Source organism: Sphingobacterium sp. HJSM2_6, assembly GCF_049316305.1.
Lineage (GTDB): Bacteria > Bacteroidota > Bacteroidia > Sphingobacteriales > Sphingobacteriaceae > Sphingobacterium.
Genome location: NZ_JBMOXB010000016.1, coordinates 17,858 through 32,731, shown reverse-complemented (window position 1 = coordinate 32,731; position 14,874 = coordinate 17,858). Strand labels below are relative to the sequence as shown.

The 14,874-nt window shown below is 37.0% G+C and carries 13 protein-coding genes; 5 read left to right on the top strand and 8 right to left on the bottom strand.

Annotated features, from left to right (window positions below; genetic code table 11):
- Positions 1-56: 56 nt before the first annotated feature.
- The 3 genes from cdaA to ACFRAE_RS14030 all read left to right on the top strand — a co-directional run bounded on the left by cdaA (position 57) and on the right by ACFRAE_RS14030 (position 4,787).
- The gene (gene cdaA, locus ACFRAE_RS14040; protein ID WP_422797797.1) at positions 57-851 is read left to right on the top strand and encodes a diadenylate cyclase CdaA; all 795 of its coding nucleotides are present in this window, start codon (positions 57-59) and stop codon (positions 849-851) included.
- Positions 852-956: 105 nt separating this feature from the next.
- The gene (locus ACFRAE_RS14035) at positions 957-1,862 is read left to right on the top strand and encodes a DUF1338 domain-containing protein (RefSeq protein WP_422797796.1); all 906 of its coding nucleotides are present in this window, start codon (positions 957-959) and stop codon (positions 1,860-1,862) included.
- Between the two features lie 3 nt (positions 1,863-1,865).
- The gene (locus tag ACFRAE_RS14030) at positions 1,866-4,787 is read left to right on the top strand and encodes an FAD-binding and (Fe-S)-binding domain-containing protein (protein WP_422797795.1); all 2,922 of its coding nucleotides are present in this window, start codon (positions 1,866-1,868) and stop codon (positions 4,785-4,787) included.
- Positions 4,788-4,869: 82 nt separating this feature from the next.
- On the opposite strand, the gene ACFRAE_RS14025 is transcribed toward ACFRAE_RS14030, so the two are convergent.
- The 5 genes from ACFRAE_RS14025 to ACFRAE_RS14005 form a co-directional block, all read right to left on the bottom strand.
- Entirely contained in the window at positions 4,870-5,709 is an 840-nt protein-coding gene (locus ACFRAE_RS14025) for a DUF2911 domain-containing protein (protein WP_422797794.1), read from the bottom strand.
- 98 nt (positions 5,710-5,807) lie between these two features.
- On the bottom strand, positions 5,808-7,073 hold the full coding sequence (locus tag ACFRAE_RS14020) for a sugar MFS transporter (RefSeq protein WP_422797793.1): 1,266 nt from the start codon (positions 7,071-7,073) through the stop codon (positions 5,808-5,810).
- Between the two features lie 216 nt (positions 7,074-7,289).
- Positions 7,290-7,718, bottom strand: coding sequence for a hotdog fold thioesterase (locus ACFRAE_RS14015; protein WP_422797792.1), 429 nt, complete (start codon positions 7,716-7,718; stop codon positions 7,290-7,292).
- Positions 7,705-8,241, bottom strand: coding sequence for a DinB family protein (locus ACFRAE_RS14010; RefSeq protein WP_422797791.1), 537 nt, complete (start codon positions 8,239-8,241; stop codon positions 7,705-7,707). Before ACFRAE_RS14010 ends, ACFRAE_RS14015 begins: the two co-directional genes overlap by 14 nt.
- Positions 8,222-9,484 (bottom strand): sensor histidine kinase, encoded by a 1,263-nt coding sequence (locus ACFRAE_RS14005; RefSeq protein ID WP_422797790.1) that lies wholly within the window; start codon positions 9,482-9,484, stop codon positions 8,222-8,224. The genes ACFRAE_RS14010 and ACFRAE_RS14005 overlap by 20 nt, the downstream gene beginning before the upstream one ends.
- Positions 9,485-9,533: 49 nt before the next feature.
- Between ACFRAE_RS14005 and gltX the strand changes: the two genes are divergently transcribed.
- Together gltX and ACFRAE_RS13995 are read left to right on the top strand one after the other, a co-directional pair.
- Positions 9,534-11,063 (top strand): glutamate--tRNA ligase, encoded by a 1,530-nt coding sequence (gene gltX / locus ACFRAE_RS14000; protein WP_422797789.1) that lies wholly within the window; start codon positions 9,534-9,536, stop codon positions 11,061-11,063.
- A gap of 23 nt (positions 11,064-11,086) precedes the next feature.
- Complete coding sequence (locus tag ACFRAE_RS13995; protein WP_422797788.1) at positions 11,087-11,956, top strand: sugar phosphate isomerase/epimerase family protein; 870 nt, start codon at positions 11,087-11,089, stop codon at positions 11,954-11,956.
- A gap of 67 nt (positions 11,957-12,023) precedes the next feature.
- On the opposite strand, the gene ACFRAE_RS13990 is transcribed toward ACFRAE_RS13995, so the two are convergent.
- From ACFRAE_RS13990 to proB, 3 genes are read right to left on the bottom strand one after another with little or no spacing between them, the layout of a single operon-like run.
- The gene (locus tag ACFRAE_RS13990) at positions 12,024-12,416 is read right to left on the bottom strand and encodes a hypothetical protein (protein WP_422797787.1); all 393 of its coding nucleotides are present in this window, start codon (positions 12,414-12,416) and stop codon (positions 12,024-12,026) included.
- Between the two features lie 2 nt (positions 12,417-12,418).
- Entirely contained in the window at positions 12,419-13,669 is a 1,251-nt protein-coding gene (locus ACFRAE_RS13985) for a glutamate-5-semialdehyde dehydrogenase (RefSeq protein ID WP_422797786.1), read from the bottom strand.
- Positions 13,670-13,675: 6 nt separating this feature from the next.
- Positions 13,676-14,707 (bottom strand): glutamate 5-kinase, encoded by a 1,032-nt coding sequence (gene proB / locus ACFRAE_RS13980; protein WP_422797785.1) that lies wholly within the window; start codon positions 14,705-14,707, stop codon positions 13,676-13,678.
- Positions 14,708-14,874: the final 167 nt, after the last annotated feature.

Below are 14,874 nucleotides of genomic sequence, written 5' to 3'. Positions count from 1 at the left end.
ATTTATGATTTAATAAGAGTAAAGCAATGGATAAAATTATTTAAATTGCGGATAATATGGACGGACTGGACCTCAATCTATTAAGTGGCTTTAGGCTCTTGGATTTTATTGATATATTGCTGGTTGCAATTATTATCTATTACATATATAGCCTCATAAAGGGTACCATAGCGGTTAATATTCTGATTGGAGTAGGGTTGTTTTACGTCATCTATTTTGTTGTAAAGCAAATGGAGATGAGGTTGTTGACCGAAATATTTGGGGGTTTTATTTCAGTAGGTTCCATTGCGTTGATTGTCGTATTTCAACAAGAAATTCGACGATTTTTATTGCATATTGGCAAGAATATTTCCTTGAAAAGGAAAAAATTCTTTTGGACAATATTTGGGACGAAGAAAGCGACCAACCAAGATCACTCCGAATACATCAAGCCTATTGTTGAAGCTTGTCAGAATATGTCTAAATCCAAAACTGGGGCTCTTTTAGTGTTTTCTAGGTATTTTGATGAGGAATATTACCAAACGAGTGGCACCAATATCGATGCCCCTATTTCGAAAAGATTATTGGAGTCTATATTTTTCAAAAACTCTCCTTTACATGATGGTGCAGTGATTATCGTTGATTTTAGGATCATGACTGCTAGCTCGGTATTGCCTCTTTCTGATAGTGATGATTTACCCCCGCAGTTTGGATTAAGACATCGAGCAGCAATTGGCGTTACAGAAGTATCCGAAGCGGTAGCTGTGATCGTCTCTGAGGAAACAGGCGAGATTTCCTTTGCAAAAGACGGGAATATCAATATGAATCTCACGGCAGAAGAGTTGGAGAAAATATTGAATGAGGAATTGTAGTTTTGCTGAATAATATTTTTTATTTATCAAATTTCATCGAATTTTTACGAGTTTTTTCTGTTTTTTAGATAACTTTATTCAATTTGTAAAACTAATTTTAAAGCTATGCATTTTGATGAAAATAAACCGATAGCCTTTGTTTTGAATGACCTATTTGAACACTATCGTCAACATGTTTCTGATGTAAATAAGATTACCCAAGCTTTATTAGAACGTGGGGTTGTAAATTCACAGGAGGAAATTGTGAATGATCATATCGCTTTTCGGACTTTAGGTGTGCCAAATCTTGGTATAAAGTCTTTTGAAAAGATTTTTCTTTCCTTCGGCTATCAGAAGAAGGATTACTTTTACTTCGAAGGCAAAAAGTTAGATGCCTATTGGTATGCTCCTCCAAGTCCAGAATATCCTAGAATCTTTGTTTCCGAATTGCGTGTTGCTGAGTTAAGCGATGAAGCACAGCAAATCATTTATAAGTATGTAGAACCTATTAGCAGTGATCCTGTAGACTCACTGGATTTATCGAATGGCCCTGAGGTCGCTAATTTCTTGCAACGCCCACTATGGGATTTGCCCAGCTCATCAGAATATGAAAAATTATTGGCAGAGAGTGAATACGCTGCTTGGGTGATATACAATCGCTATTACTTGAATCATTATACCATCAGTATCCATGAATTAAAGGATGGGTATAATACGCTCGAAGAATTTAATTTATTTCTCGAGAGCATCGGCATTAAACTAAATACTTCTGGTGGAAAGATAAAGACCAGCGCTGATGGTTATTTACGACAAAGCAGTACGGTATCTGCCTTATACGATGCGACATTTGCAGATGAGCGTGTATTGAAGATTGCGGGGAGTTACGTAGAGTTTGCTGAACGAAGTGTATTGCCTCCTTTTCAAAATCTGAACAAAGAAGACATCCGTTCTCATCACCGTAGGGATGGCTTTGAAACCAATAATGCGGATAAAATTTTTGAAAGCACCTATACTTCTCAAATCAAAGAATAACAGATGGATGCGCATTTGGCACACTTGGCAAATCAGCTTCAAGGAGAACTCTATTGGGACAAAACCATGCGTATTTTATATGCCACCGATGCTTCTGCATATCGCGAGCTCCCATTAGCGGTTGCGTATCCAAAAGGAAAGTCTGATTTAAAAGCGCTTGTAGCTTTTGCTAATGAGCATCATACCTCTTTAATACCTCGTGCAGCAGGAACTTCTTTAGCTGGACAAGTGGTAGGTAGCGGAATCGTAGTGGATGTATCCAAGTATTTAACAGCCATATTAGAATTAAATACGGAAGAGAATTGGGTAAGAGTTGAGCCAGGTGTAATCAGGGATGAGTTAAATCTGTTTTTGAAAGAGCATCAGCTGTATTTTGGACCTGAAACATCCACAGCAAATAGAGCGATGATCGGAGGGATGGTCGGTAATAACTCTTGTGGGTCTAACTCCTTAATTTATGGCAGTACACGGGAGCATACGTTAGAGATTCATGCATTATTAAGTGATGGTTCCGAAGCAATTTTTAAAACCTTATCCTTTGATGAGTTTGTTGATAAAAGTAAACAACAAGATTTAGAGGGGGCAATTTATTCCCAGATCAAACATATCCTTAGTGATTATCAAAACCAACAAGAAATACGAGCTAATTTCCCGAAATCAACTATTAAAAGACGAAACACAGGTTATGCACTCGATCTCTTATTAGATTCTGATCCATTTGTGGCTGGTGCAGCACCATTTAATTTCTGTAAACTTATCTGTGGTTCTGAAGGAACTTTGGCGTTTATTACCGAAATAAAGCTTCACTTAGAAAAATTACCTAGCAATCCTTCTGGATTATTGTGTGTCCATTTCGAGCGTTTGGAAGATGCATTACAAGCGAATTTAATCGCCCTCAGGCACGCTCCTTTGGTGGTAGAATTAATGGATCATTATATTTTAGAATGCACCAAACAAAACTTAGAGCAAGCACAAAATCGGTTTTTTGTTCAAGGCGATCCAGCAGCGGTGCTCATCATTGAAATTGATGGCGTAACAGCAGATGAGGTCTTGGCAAAAGCGGCTGTATTGGAAGCGGATATGCGTAATGCTGGCTTAGGCTATCACTTTCCTTTAGTGCTTCAAAAAGACAAGAAACGAGTATGGGATCTTCGCAAGGCCGGATTGGGACTATTAAGTAATGTTCCAGGAGATAGTAAGCCCGTAGCGGTTATAGAAGATACCGCAGTAGACGTAAATGACCTTCCTGATTTCATTGCGGATTTTAATGTGCTATTGGATAAACATCAATTGTATGCCGTCCATTATGCCCATGCAGCTACCGGAGAATTGCATTTAAGACCTATAATCAATTTGAAAACCGAAGCAGGTAATCAATTGTTTAGAACCATTGCCTTGGAAATTGCGCTATTAGTGAAGCGATATAAAGGTTCTTTAAGTGGGGAACATGGTGACGGTCGATTGCGCGGAGAGTTTATTCCATTAATGATTGGCGAACATAATTATGCTCTACTTAAAGAACTGAAAAGAAGTTGGGATCCCAATGGTATATTTAATCCAGGTAAAATTGTCGATACGCCTCCCATGAATACCCAACTTCGATATGATCCTTTACAAGTTTACCCCGTTATTAAAACCGTATTTAGGTATGGGGATCAACATGTTTTGCAACATGCAGAACAATGTAATGGATCTGGAGATTGCAGGAAGACACATTTATCTGGAGGTACCATGTGCCCATCTTATATGGCTACTAAGGATGAAATGCATACGACGAGGGCACGTGCGAATGTCTTGAGAGAGATGCTTACACAGTCTGATAAAGTAAATCCATTTGATCATGAAGAAATCAAGGAAGTAATGGATCTATGCTTAAGTTGTAAAGCTTGTAAATCAGAATGCCCCTCCAGTGTTGATATGGCAAAATTAAAATCTGAATTTTTACAAGCCTACTACGATAGCCATGGAGTTCCTTTTCGCTCCAGAATGATAGCCCATGTAGATACTTTAACTAGTTTAATGTACCCTGTGCGCGGTTTATACAATACATTTGCAAAGAATACCCTAACCAGTTCTTGGATTAAAGCTGTATTGGGATTCTCTAATGCTCGTCAGATTCCGTTAATTTCCAATATAAATTTAAGAACGTGGTTTTCTAAAAGGGATAAGCCATATTTTAATCCATCTAAAGGAAATAAATCTGTGTATTTCTTTTGTGATGAATTTACCAATTATAATGATGTCGCCTTAGGACAGAAAGCTATTTTGCTATTAGAAAAGTTAGGTTATCAAGTTTTAATTGTTCCGCATGCCTTCTCTGGGCGAGCATTAATTTCCAAGGGATTATTAAGAGCCGCTAAAAAACTAGCTAATCGCAACGTAAGCATATTTTCCAAACGACTAAATGATGATTGTAAATTAATAGCAGTAGAACCTTCCACCATCTTAAGCTTTCGTGATGAATACATTGATTTAGTGGATGAGTCTCTCATTGCAGATGCAAAACGGATAGCCCCTCATTGTTTAAGTATAGAGGAATTTATGGTGGAAGAATTTGAAAAAGGCCATATTACCTCCTCACAATTCAAAGAAACCTCTCAAGCAATATTATTGCATGGTCATTGTCAACAGAAAGCCTGGGGATTAATGCCAAAAGTTCAAAAAGCATTGTCTATTCCTAAGTATTATAAGGTTAGTACCATACCTTCGGGTTGTTGTGGTATGGCTGGTTCATTTGGTTATGAAAAAGAACATTACGATATATCCATGAAAATTGGGGAATTGGTTTTGTTTCCCGCGGTTAGGAATAAGCCTAGTAAAAGCATAATTGCTGCTCCAGGAGCAAGTTGCAGGCATCAAATTTTTGACGGAACAAAGGAAATCGCTAAACATCCTATTGAAATTTTATTTGATGCATTAAATTAAACCTTAGTTTAATCTTTATGTGTATACCCAAACAGAAGAAGGCGCCATTTGGCGCCTTCTTCTGTTTGGGTATACAACAACCTTATTTTTTAGCGGCTTGTAATGCCTTTGTGTTTAAAGTAACATATTCTGTATTGTTATCTTTTTTGGCCATAGCAATACCTTCTTCAGCGGCTTTAATTGCGCCTGCTTGATCGCCAGATTTCTTTAAGATTAAAGATTTCCAATATTTGATATGAGCAGCCTGCGTATTTCCTTTATCTGCTTCAACAATCCATGATGCAGCTTTTTGAATATCTAAATTATTGTTGAAATAATATTGAGCAGCTTGGAAATATGGTTTTTTCTCACCATTCATAGCTTCTTCAATATTTGCTATGATTTCTTTAGATTGATCAACCGAGATATTAAAAGCAACCTTCGTGTTTTCCCAAGCCAAAGAAACTTTGGTAGATTGGTCTTTTACATCATCAAAACTAATGGTGAATGTTTCAATCTTGTCTTTTATAGCAACAGGTTTAACTTTGATTCGTAGTACATCATCGTTTTCATCATATTTATATGAACCCCATTGTTTCGCATTTTTATTGAAGATAATCGTCCATTCGTTTTTATTTGGAATAGTAAATAATGCGTAAGTACCTTCCGCAAGTTTTTGTCCTTCAATCATTACTTCAGATTGGAAAGTAATATTTGTTGCATTATTAGCACCTGTACGCCAAATTTGATTAAAAGGAACTAAGTCACCAAAGACTACCCTTCCTTTAATACTTGGACGTTGATAAATGATACTCACTTGATGAACACCTAAATCTTGTATAATGAATTGTGTTGTACTTGCTGGTGGTAATTTAAGTTGTGCTTGAGCCGTACAACATAAAACACCAACAAGAATTAATAGAGTAAGTGATATTTTTTTCATGATCAATTTAACTAGAGTTTCCCGAAGATACAGAACTGCTTTTAAATAACAAACGGAGTTAGTCAGCTAACTCCGTTTATTTTCATAATATTTTAATATTAGTGTTTACGAACTTTATGTCCAGACACAGCATAGTACAAAATGAATAAATAACAAGGCAATGCGATCCAGTAGGCTTGATGCGAATTAGTCACATGTGCCAACTGACCGTAAAGTAATGGAATTACTGCTCCACCAGCAATACCCATCACTAAAATACCGGATGCTGCACTGGTAAACTTACCTACACCTTTCAATGCTAAAGGCCAAATTGCTGGCCATACTAGTGAATTAGCAAAACCCAATAAACCTACTAATACCAAGGAAGTCATACCATCTGTAAAGACAATTCCGAACGTTAATATGATACCTAAGATGGCACATAGTTTTAATGCTGTTTCCTGTTTTAAGTATTTAGGGATGGCGATAATACCGATTATATATCCTAATACCATCGATAGCATGGTTATCCACGTAAAATTACTAGCTACGGCAAATGGAATTCCTAAATACTTTCCATAAGCGATAATTGTGTCACCAGCCAAAACTTCCACACCTACATAAGCAAATAGAGCAACAAAACCCAAGATCACATGCGGAAAATCAAAAATGCTGCGTTTTGATTCTGTTAAGGTATGGTGTTCTGCATCTTCTTCTTCATCACCTTTTACCTCAGGTAAGTTTGTTTTAGAAATCCAGAATGCTAAGATTAATAAGATTACCACAATACCTATGTATGGATTAACAACTTCCAAAGCCATTTTATCCAATGCTTGCTCTAATTGATCTGCAGATAATGTTTTGATATCTGCTTCTAATTTATCAACGTCTTTAACATTCAATAAAACCCCAAAGACAGACGTGGCAATACCCCCAGCTAGTTTATTGAATATCCCTAGGATACTGATTCGTTTCGCTGCGGTCTCCACTGGACCTATAATGGTAATGTATGGATTGGATGCGGTCTGAAGAATGGCTAATCCACCTCCAATCGTAAATAATCCGATTAAAAATAAAACATACGTTCTTGTATATGCTGCTGGAATAAATAGAAATGCACCAAAAGCCATGATGCCAAGGGCTACTGCCATTCCATTTTTAAAACCAAATTTGTTCAATACCCAAGTAGATACTGGTGCCATGACAAAATAGGCAATATAGAAAGCAAATGTGACAAAATAAGATTGCACTTCCGTCAATTCACATGCTATACGTAAATATGGAATCAGAAGCGAATTTAACCAAGTCACAAAGCCAAAAATGAAAAATAACGAGGCAATGATAATCATTGGACCTACGGTAGATTGATTTTGTTGATTATTCATAAAGTCGATTTATGGATTAATTTATTAGCTATTTCACAAGGCTAATAAAATAATTTGGAATAATAAAATTTAAAAATCATAACAATCGTTTGCACATGATATTTAAAATAGATGAGAGACCTCGAATGGGCGACGTCTCTCAAAAAAACCTAAACCGTATCATAAAACCAAAATGGTAATATTAATATGTTTAACAAAAATTATTTTAGATTGTTTTTATACAGTTGGTTTTTTTATAACGGCAATGGTTAACCTGGAAATACAGATTAATGCATCTTTTTCATTTTTTATCTGAATATCCCAAACATGGGTTGTTTTACCTTGATGCAGTAATTTACAAGTTGCATAAACAGTTCCCTTTGTTACTGGGCGTATGTGATTCGCATTAATTTCTAGTCCTACTGCAGCAAATTTATCAGTATCAATCAGCATATTAGATGCTACACTACCTATTGATTCGGCCAGTACAACCGAAGCGCCACCATGAAGAAGTCCAAATGGTTGTTTGACTTTATCAGTAACAGGCATCTCTGCAATCATGGAATCCGAGGAAATGGAAGTCGCACGAATACCTAAATATCCGGTCATATTGACGGCAAATAATTCGTTGATTTCTTCTAGTGTATATGATCTATACCAAATCATTTCCTAAGTTTTGATCTTTTAAATACCTGGACTTTAATAAAATCACGTGGTGATTTAAGTGACCAGCTATAATATACAAGAATGCACGAACACTGATCAACCTATCTGAAGCCATACCTTTACGGGCGAGTTCTGTTTCATCAAAAGATTCAAATAAATACAGATTAGCCTTTCTCAAATGATAAAATTCCTGCGCGATATCCGTTAATTTTCGATCATTATGCCTTCCATTAGCTACAAATTCATCTTGTTCAAATGGAGATAAAGCGGTCATATCATTTCTTCCAAATCGCAATGCTCGGTAAGTCATGATTCGTTCAGCATCCAAGATATGACACAAAACTTCTTTAATGGTCCATTTTCCTTCAGCATAACTGAACGTCCCTAACTCTTCTGGGATGCTAGCTATAAATTCTGGAAAACTGCTGACTTGATCATTTAATTCTTCCATGACATCTCCAGTAATCGTTTCAATGTAATCATTGAAGATTGCTGGGTATTCGTCAGATTTGAGTTGGCTCATAACGTAGATTGCTTTTTAAAATAATTCTGAAGGTAGTTCCTTTTCCGATTTCAGATTCTTTAACAAATATTTGTCCTTGATGGTAATACACCATTCTTTGTGTTAAACTTAACCCTAAACCCCATCCCCGTTGACGTGTGGTGAAGCCAGGTTGAAAAATCATTTCCCAGTTTGATCTTGGGATTCCTTTACCAGTATCACTAATGTCAATAAAAATTTCTTCTTTTGCAATATTTTCTGAAATGTTAATTATTATTTTTCCCTCTCCTTCAATTGCATTAACTGCATTTTTAAGGAGGTTTTCGATAATCCAGTCAAAAACTTGAATGTTTAGCATAGCTTCCACATGCTGGTCTCCGATTAATTCGAAGGTGATGCGTTTGCTTGTTCTAATTTTAAAATAGTTCACATATTCTTGCACGACGTCAAAAACAACCAAGTTGGAAAGAGAAGGTGTCGATCCTATTTTCGAAAATCTATCCGCCACAATTTCCAATCGTTTGATATCCCTTTCCATCTCATCAAACAATTGTTGGTCATTATTTTCATAGGTGATTCTAGCTAATTCAACCCAACCCATTAAGGAGGAGATAGGTGTCCCCAATTGATGAGCGGCTTCCTTAGCCATGCCTACCCAAACCAAGTTTTGTTCCGAGTCTCGGATAGAATTAAAAACAGTATACGCGATGATTAAAAAGATTGCAATGAGCGAAAGCTGTAAATAGGGGAAGATTCGTAATTGGCGCAGGGCCTCTGAGTCATGGTAATAAACATGCCATTTTTCTCCGGTATCCAAGTTTATGATAATAGGAGGGTGGCTTTTCTTCATTTTAGCAAGTTGCTTTTCAAAATAACCTGGATCATGATCCAGCAGATTACTACTATCTTGCGCAACTAGTGGAATATTGGTTTTTGTAGAGTCTAAATCACGCCAAAATATGATTTGGTTTTCTTCATTGGTGATAATGGCTGGAAGGCTCAAACTATCCCGAACAGCATAAATAAAACTGATAAATTGATCATCTACATCGGGCATGCTCACGATACTTTGAGTACTCATCGCCCAAACCTGCGCTTTGCTGCGTTCAGATTTAGATAAGTTTTTTACTAAATAATTGCTATAGAGTAAGGATGCCGCGGCAATTAATGCGGCAAATAAGAACAAGAGGACTTTCCATTTTTGTTTGTTGTAACGGTAAGGATGTTGCTTCATATATGACAAACTGGATTCCAAATTAATCATTTTATAATAGCTTGGAGAAAGAAATTTTTAAATGCTTAATTTTGCAGTTATGAGTTCACAAAAACATGTACGAGTGCGCTTTGCGCCAAGTCCTACCGGTGGTCTACATTTAGGGGGAGTGAGAACAGCCTTGTTCAATTATTTATTTGCTAAAAATCAAGGCGGTGATTTTATTCTACGTATTGAAGACACGGATCAAACAAGATTTGTTCCAGGTGCGGAGGAATATATTAAGGAGTGTTTGGATTGGTGTGGAATCACTCCAGATGAGAGCCCATGGAAAGAAGGTTCATTCGGACCGTATCGTCAAAGCGAACGCAAACCGAGCTATCGTCAGTTTGCCGAACAATTAATAGCAAAAGGGTATGCCTACTATGCTTTCGACACTGCTGAAGAACTCGATCAACAAAGACAAATCCATCCTAATTTTAGATATTCTCATGAAAACAGAAAGACCTTAAGAAATTCCCTTAGTCTTTCCGCTGAGGAAACTGCAGCCTTATTACAAGCAGGGGCTCCATATACTGTACGTATCAAAATGCCTGAAGATGAATTGGTATCTTTCGAAGATCTTATCCGTGGTCGCGTAACTTTTGAAACCAAACTGGTAGATGATAAAGTCTTGTTAAAAGCCGATGGCATGCCTACTTACCATTTAGCCGTTGTCGTGGACGATAGAGCGATGGAGATTTCTCATGTTTTCCGTGGCGAAGAATGGTTGCCATCTGCCCCTGTACATATCTTGTTATGGGAATATTTAGGTTGGAAAGAGGAGATGCCGCAATGGGCGCATTTACCTTTGATTTTAAAACCTGATGGAAATGGTAAGCTGAGTAAAAGAGACGGTGACCGATTAGGATTTCCGGTTTATGCTATGAATTGGAAAGACCCGAAGACTGGGGACGAAACTGTAGGATTTCGCGAGCGTGGATTTTTGCCAGAAGCATTTGTTAATATGCTAGCAGTGCTAGGTTGGAATGATGGTTCTGAACAAGAAATTTTCACCTTAGCAGAACTTATCGATAAGTTTTCCGTGGAGCGTATCAGTAAAGCCGGTGCAAAATTCGATTTCGAAAAATCGAAGTGGTTTAATCAAGAATGGATAAAACTAAGCTCAAATGTTGAATTATTGCCAAAAATTCAACATGTTATCGAAGAGCATTTGCCAGAAAACGTAAAAATTGATGATAATTTTGTAATTTCCATTTTAGAATTAGTAAAAGAAAGATTAATTTACATCGAAGATTTTTGGGAACAAGCATCTTTCTTTTTTCAAAAACCTAATCAGTATGATGTTGATGCGGTGAAACCAAAATGGAATGCCGAGAAAACAGCTTTTTTTGAGCAAATTGCACTTGATTTTGCTAACCAATCTGAATGGAATGCTGAAATATTAGAACCTATGTTTAAAGCTAAGATATCAGCATCAGGAATGAAAATTGGCGAATTAATGATGCCTTTCCGCATCATGCTCGTAGGAGGTAAATTTGGACCTGATGTGTTCCAAATTGCTGCACATTTAGGGAAAGACGAAGTGGTTGAACGTATTCAACTTGCATTACCCAAATTTGAAGGATAGAATCAACTTAAACAAAAACATATATGAATTATTTTAAAAAACTTTTTATTGCCTGCCTTGCCGTATCGATGATCTTTGTGAGTGCATGTTCTACCACAAGCTCTACAGCAGGTAATGGAAAGAAAGCAGCTTTTCCAGAAGAGAAGTTGGGCTGGATGTTAGGCTCTCAAGCTTATACATTCCGTTTATTCACGTTTGCTCAAGCTTTAGATAAAATTGATAGTGCTGGATTAAGACATGTGGAAGCTTTCCCTGGTCAAGCTATCGGCGCTGGAAGCAAGGAGCAATTGTCACATAACCTTTCTGCAGAAGGGAGAGCTTTTGTTAAACAACTTTTAAAAGACAAAAATATTAGTATTCAAGCATACGGAGTAATTGTACCAGGCAGTGAAGAAGAGTGGGAGAAGGTCTTTGTTTTTGCAAAAGAATTAGGAATTAAGGTTCTTAATACCGAACCAAAAGTGGAGCATTTGGATATTATATCCAAATTAGCTGATCAATACGATATTAAGGTAGCTATTCACAATCACCCGGATCCTTCTTACTACTGGAATCCTGATTTGGTACTTAAAGCCTTGGAGGGTAGAAGTAAGCGTTTAGGTGCAACGGCTGATGTTGGTCACTGGATGCGTTCAGGTTTAGATCCAGTTGAATCATTGAAAAAATTGAGTGGTCGTATTTATCATATTCATTTTAAAGATTTGAATGAATTCAATAAGAAAAATGCACACGATGTTCATTGGGGAACAGGTAAACTAGGTCTTAAAAACGTAATTGAAGAGTTGAAGCGTCAAAAATACAAAGGTATGATTGCTGCAGAGTATGAATACAATTGGGAAAACAATATGAATGATGTTAAAATTAGTGCAGTTAATTTTAGAGCAGCACTATAACGATAAGCTATTCAAAAAAAAGATGCTCTTGTTTATTAAAACAAGAGCATCTTTTTTTTGAATGGAATTATTTTGCAGCTAATACTTGATCTATTTTTGCCAAATAGCCATAATCATCAAAAGAATAGTTACCCGTTCTTCGCATATTTTCTTCCAAAATAAATTTGGATAATTTTAATAGTTCTGTTTGTTCCTGGATTAATCCATCATAAAGTAAAAGTTTTCCTAATGGATGTATTTTTTCCAATTCCAAGGTATCTATGAATTGAAGAATTTCTGCCTCCTTCATGTTCATGAACGATTCTTTAGCCAAGCCAAAAAAATCAGTATAGGCACTATCAATTTGTTGATCCGTTAGATCAACGATATTTCCTTCCCATTTATCAACAATTAGGCGTAAAAATTTGCCCATTTCATTAATCCAATTTAGAATACTGCTTTTTTCGTATCGTATACCCATAATTACCTAATTTGTCCATTGCCTGTTACGAACCATTTCTCGCAAACTAATTTTTCTAAAGCAAAGGGTCCACGAGCATGTAGTTTTTGTGTGGAAATACCAATTTCCGCACCTAATCCAAATTCCCCACCATCGGTAAATCGGGTGGAAGCATTTGCATAAACTGCTGCTGCATCTACCGCTTGCATAAAGGTCGCTATATTTTCTGAATCAGAAGATACAATACATTCAGAATGTTTGGAAGAATAGTTTGCGATATGATCTAAAGCCTGATTTAAATCATCTACTACTTTCACGGAACATATAAAATCTAAAAATTCTCTTCCAAAATCGGCTTCTTCAGCTTCTTGCAGGTAAGGATAACCTGCTTGTTTAAATACTGGGTAACTCTTGTCATCAGCAAGTACCTGTACAGATGCCTCTTCAAAATAGGGGATTACTTCTTTTACAAAATTGGCTATAGTAGATTTCTCCAATAGAATCGTATCTAGTGCATTGCATACGGAGGGCCGGGATATTTTCGCGTTTGCGACAATTTTTGCAGCCATATGGATATCTGCAGATTTATCCACATAGGTGTGGCATACACCTGCTCCTGTTTCTATAACAGGGACTTTCGCATGTTCTCGAACAAAATCGATCAAAGACTGAGAACCACGAGGGATAATGATATCTACATAGGCGGTTGCTTCCAATAATTCATGTACTAATTCCCGATCAGTAGGTAGCAATTGAACAATATTCGGGTCCAAATCATTGTTTTCCAGTACCTTTTGAATGATGCTCACTAAGCAGGAGTTACTATACCAGGCATCCGATCCGCCTCGCAATAAGGACACATTACCAGATTGAATACCTAAGGCAGCAACATCAATAGTTACATTAGGCCTAGCCTCATAAATTACAGCAACCACCCCTAAGGCTACAGTTTTCTTTTCCACGGTCAATCCATTGGAAAGCTGGTTAATGCTTAAGGTTTGACCTGTAGGATCTGGAAGATTGGAAATTGCCAAGGTGCTCTCCGCTAAACTGGCAATTCGATCATTCGTTAATTTTAGTCGATCATATTTGGAATCACTGGGATCCATTAGCGCTAAATCTTTCTTATTTTCCGCTAAGATATGTTCAGTTTGTTGGATTAACTGCTCTGCCAAATCGGACAATACCTTTTTTTTCTGAGCTATACTTAATGTGCTTATACTTCGCTTCGCCTTTCTGCTGGCTTCTAATTGGTCAATTATGGATTTTTTCATCTTAATTTAAAGTAAAACGATGTCATCTGCGTGAGCAATTTCAATATTTTTTTGTTTGGTTTTTGATCTTAGACTGATGGAATCAATTTTGGACTTTGCTACCGCATGAATCACATAGTCTTCATCCGCAATCTGAAATACTTCACCAATTTCAAAGTCCTGGATTATTTTACTAACACCAACTGCCAGTAAGCTTTTTCTGTTGTTTAATGCTTTTAAAGCTCCCTGATCTACTTGCACCAATCCAGTGATTAAACTTCCACTGGCTAACCATTTGTTTCTGGATGAAACTTTGCTTTTCTGTGCTAAACAAATCGTGCCTGTTTCTCCGGATACGGCTTTAATTATGCCGTTCTCGGATTGCATGGAAAAGATAACCGCTTTAATCCCCATTTGTGTCGCCAATCGGGCAAAATTTAATTTCGAGGTCATTCCTCCTAATCCCACGGCAGATTTTTCTTTCTTAGCTAGGGCTAATGCCGATTTGTCAATCACAGAAAGCTCTCTGATGACCTCACCTTTGCTATCCAGAACACCTGGAACCGAAGTGCTAAACAAAATTTGTTCTGCCCCAAAGCCCACAGCTATTAAAGTTGCTAGTTCGTCGTTATCCGAAAATTTTAATTCTTTATTACTCACCACATCGTTTTCATTGGCTATAGGAATAATGTTGTTCTTCCATAGTGTTTCATACGTGCTTTTGAGTTGAAGGAATTGGGCTCTATTGGCAAAATGATGCCTTTCACATAGACTTTGCGCCAATGCGATCTTAAAGGGCTTAAAATAGGACGCATAAGTCATCACCAATAGTGGATTTCCTATGGCTGCTGCGGCTTTTCGTTGCGCTAAGGTGCCTGTATATTTTGGAATATATTTCTTCCCTGCTGCTACTGCACCGGAAGAGACTAAAACAATATTATAGTTCGCTTGTAATTGCGCACATTGCCGGGCGATTTCTAAAACGATACGTTCATCAATTTCTCCATCAGTTGTAATGGATGCTGAACCAAATTTTATAACTAGAATAGGCTTTTTCATTTGTGATTGAATCAACAAATTGGTTGATTAAGTATTAAAACCATAAATATACAGCAAATGGATGGATTTAATCGTAATCCATGCAACATAATTGCCGTAAAGATGAAAATTCCTGCGTTTGGATTTGAAAGGTGGATAACAACAGATTTAACTGTTTGATTAGTTAA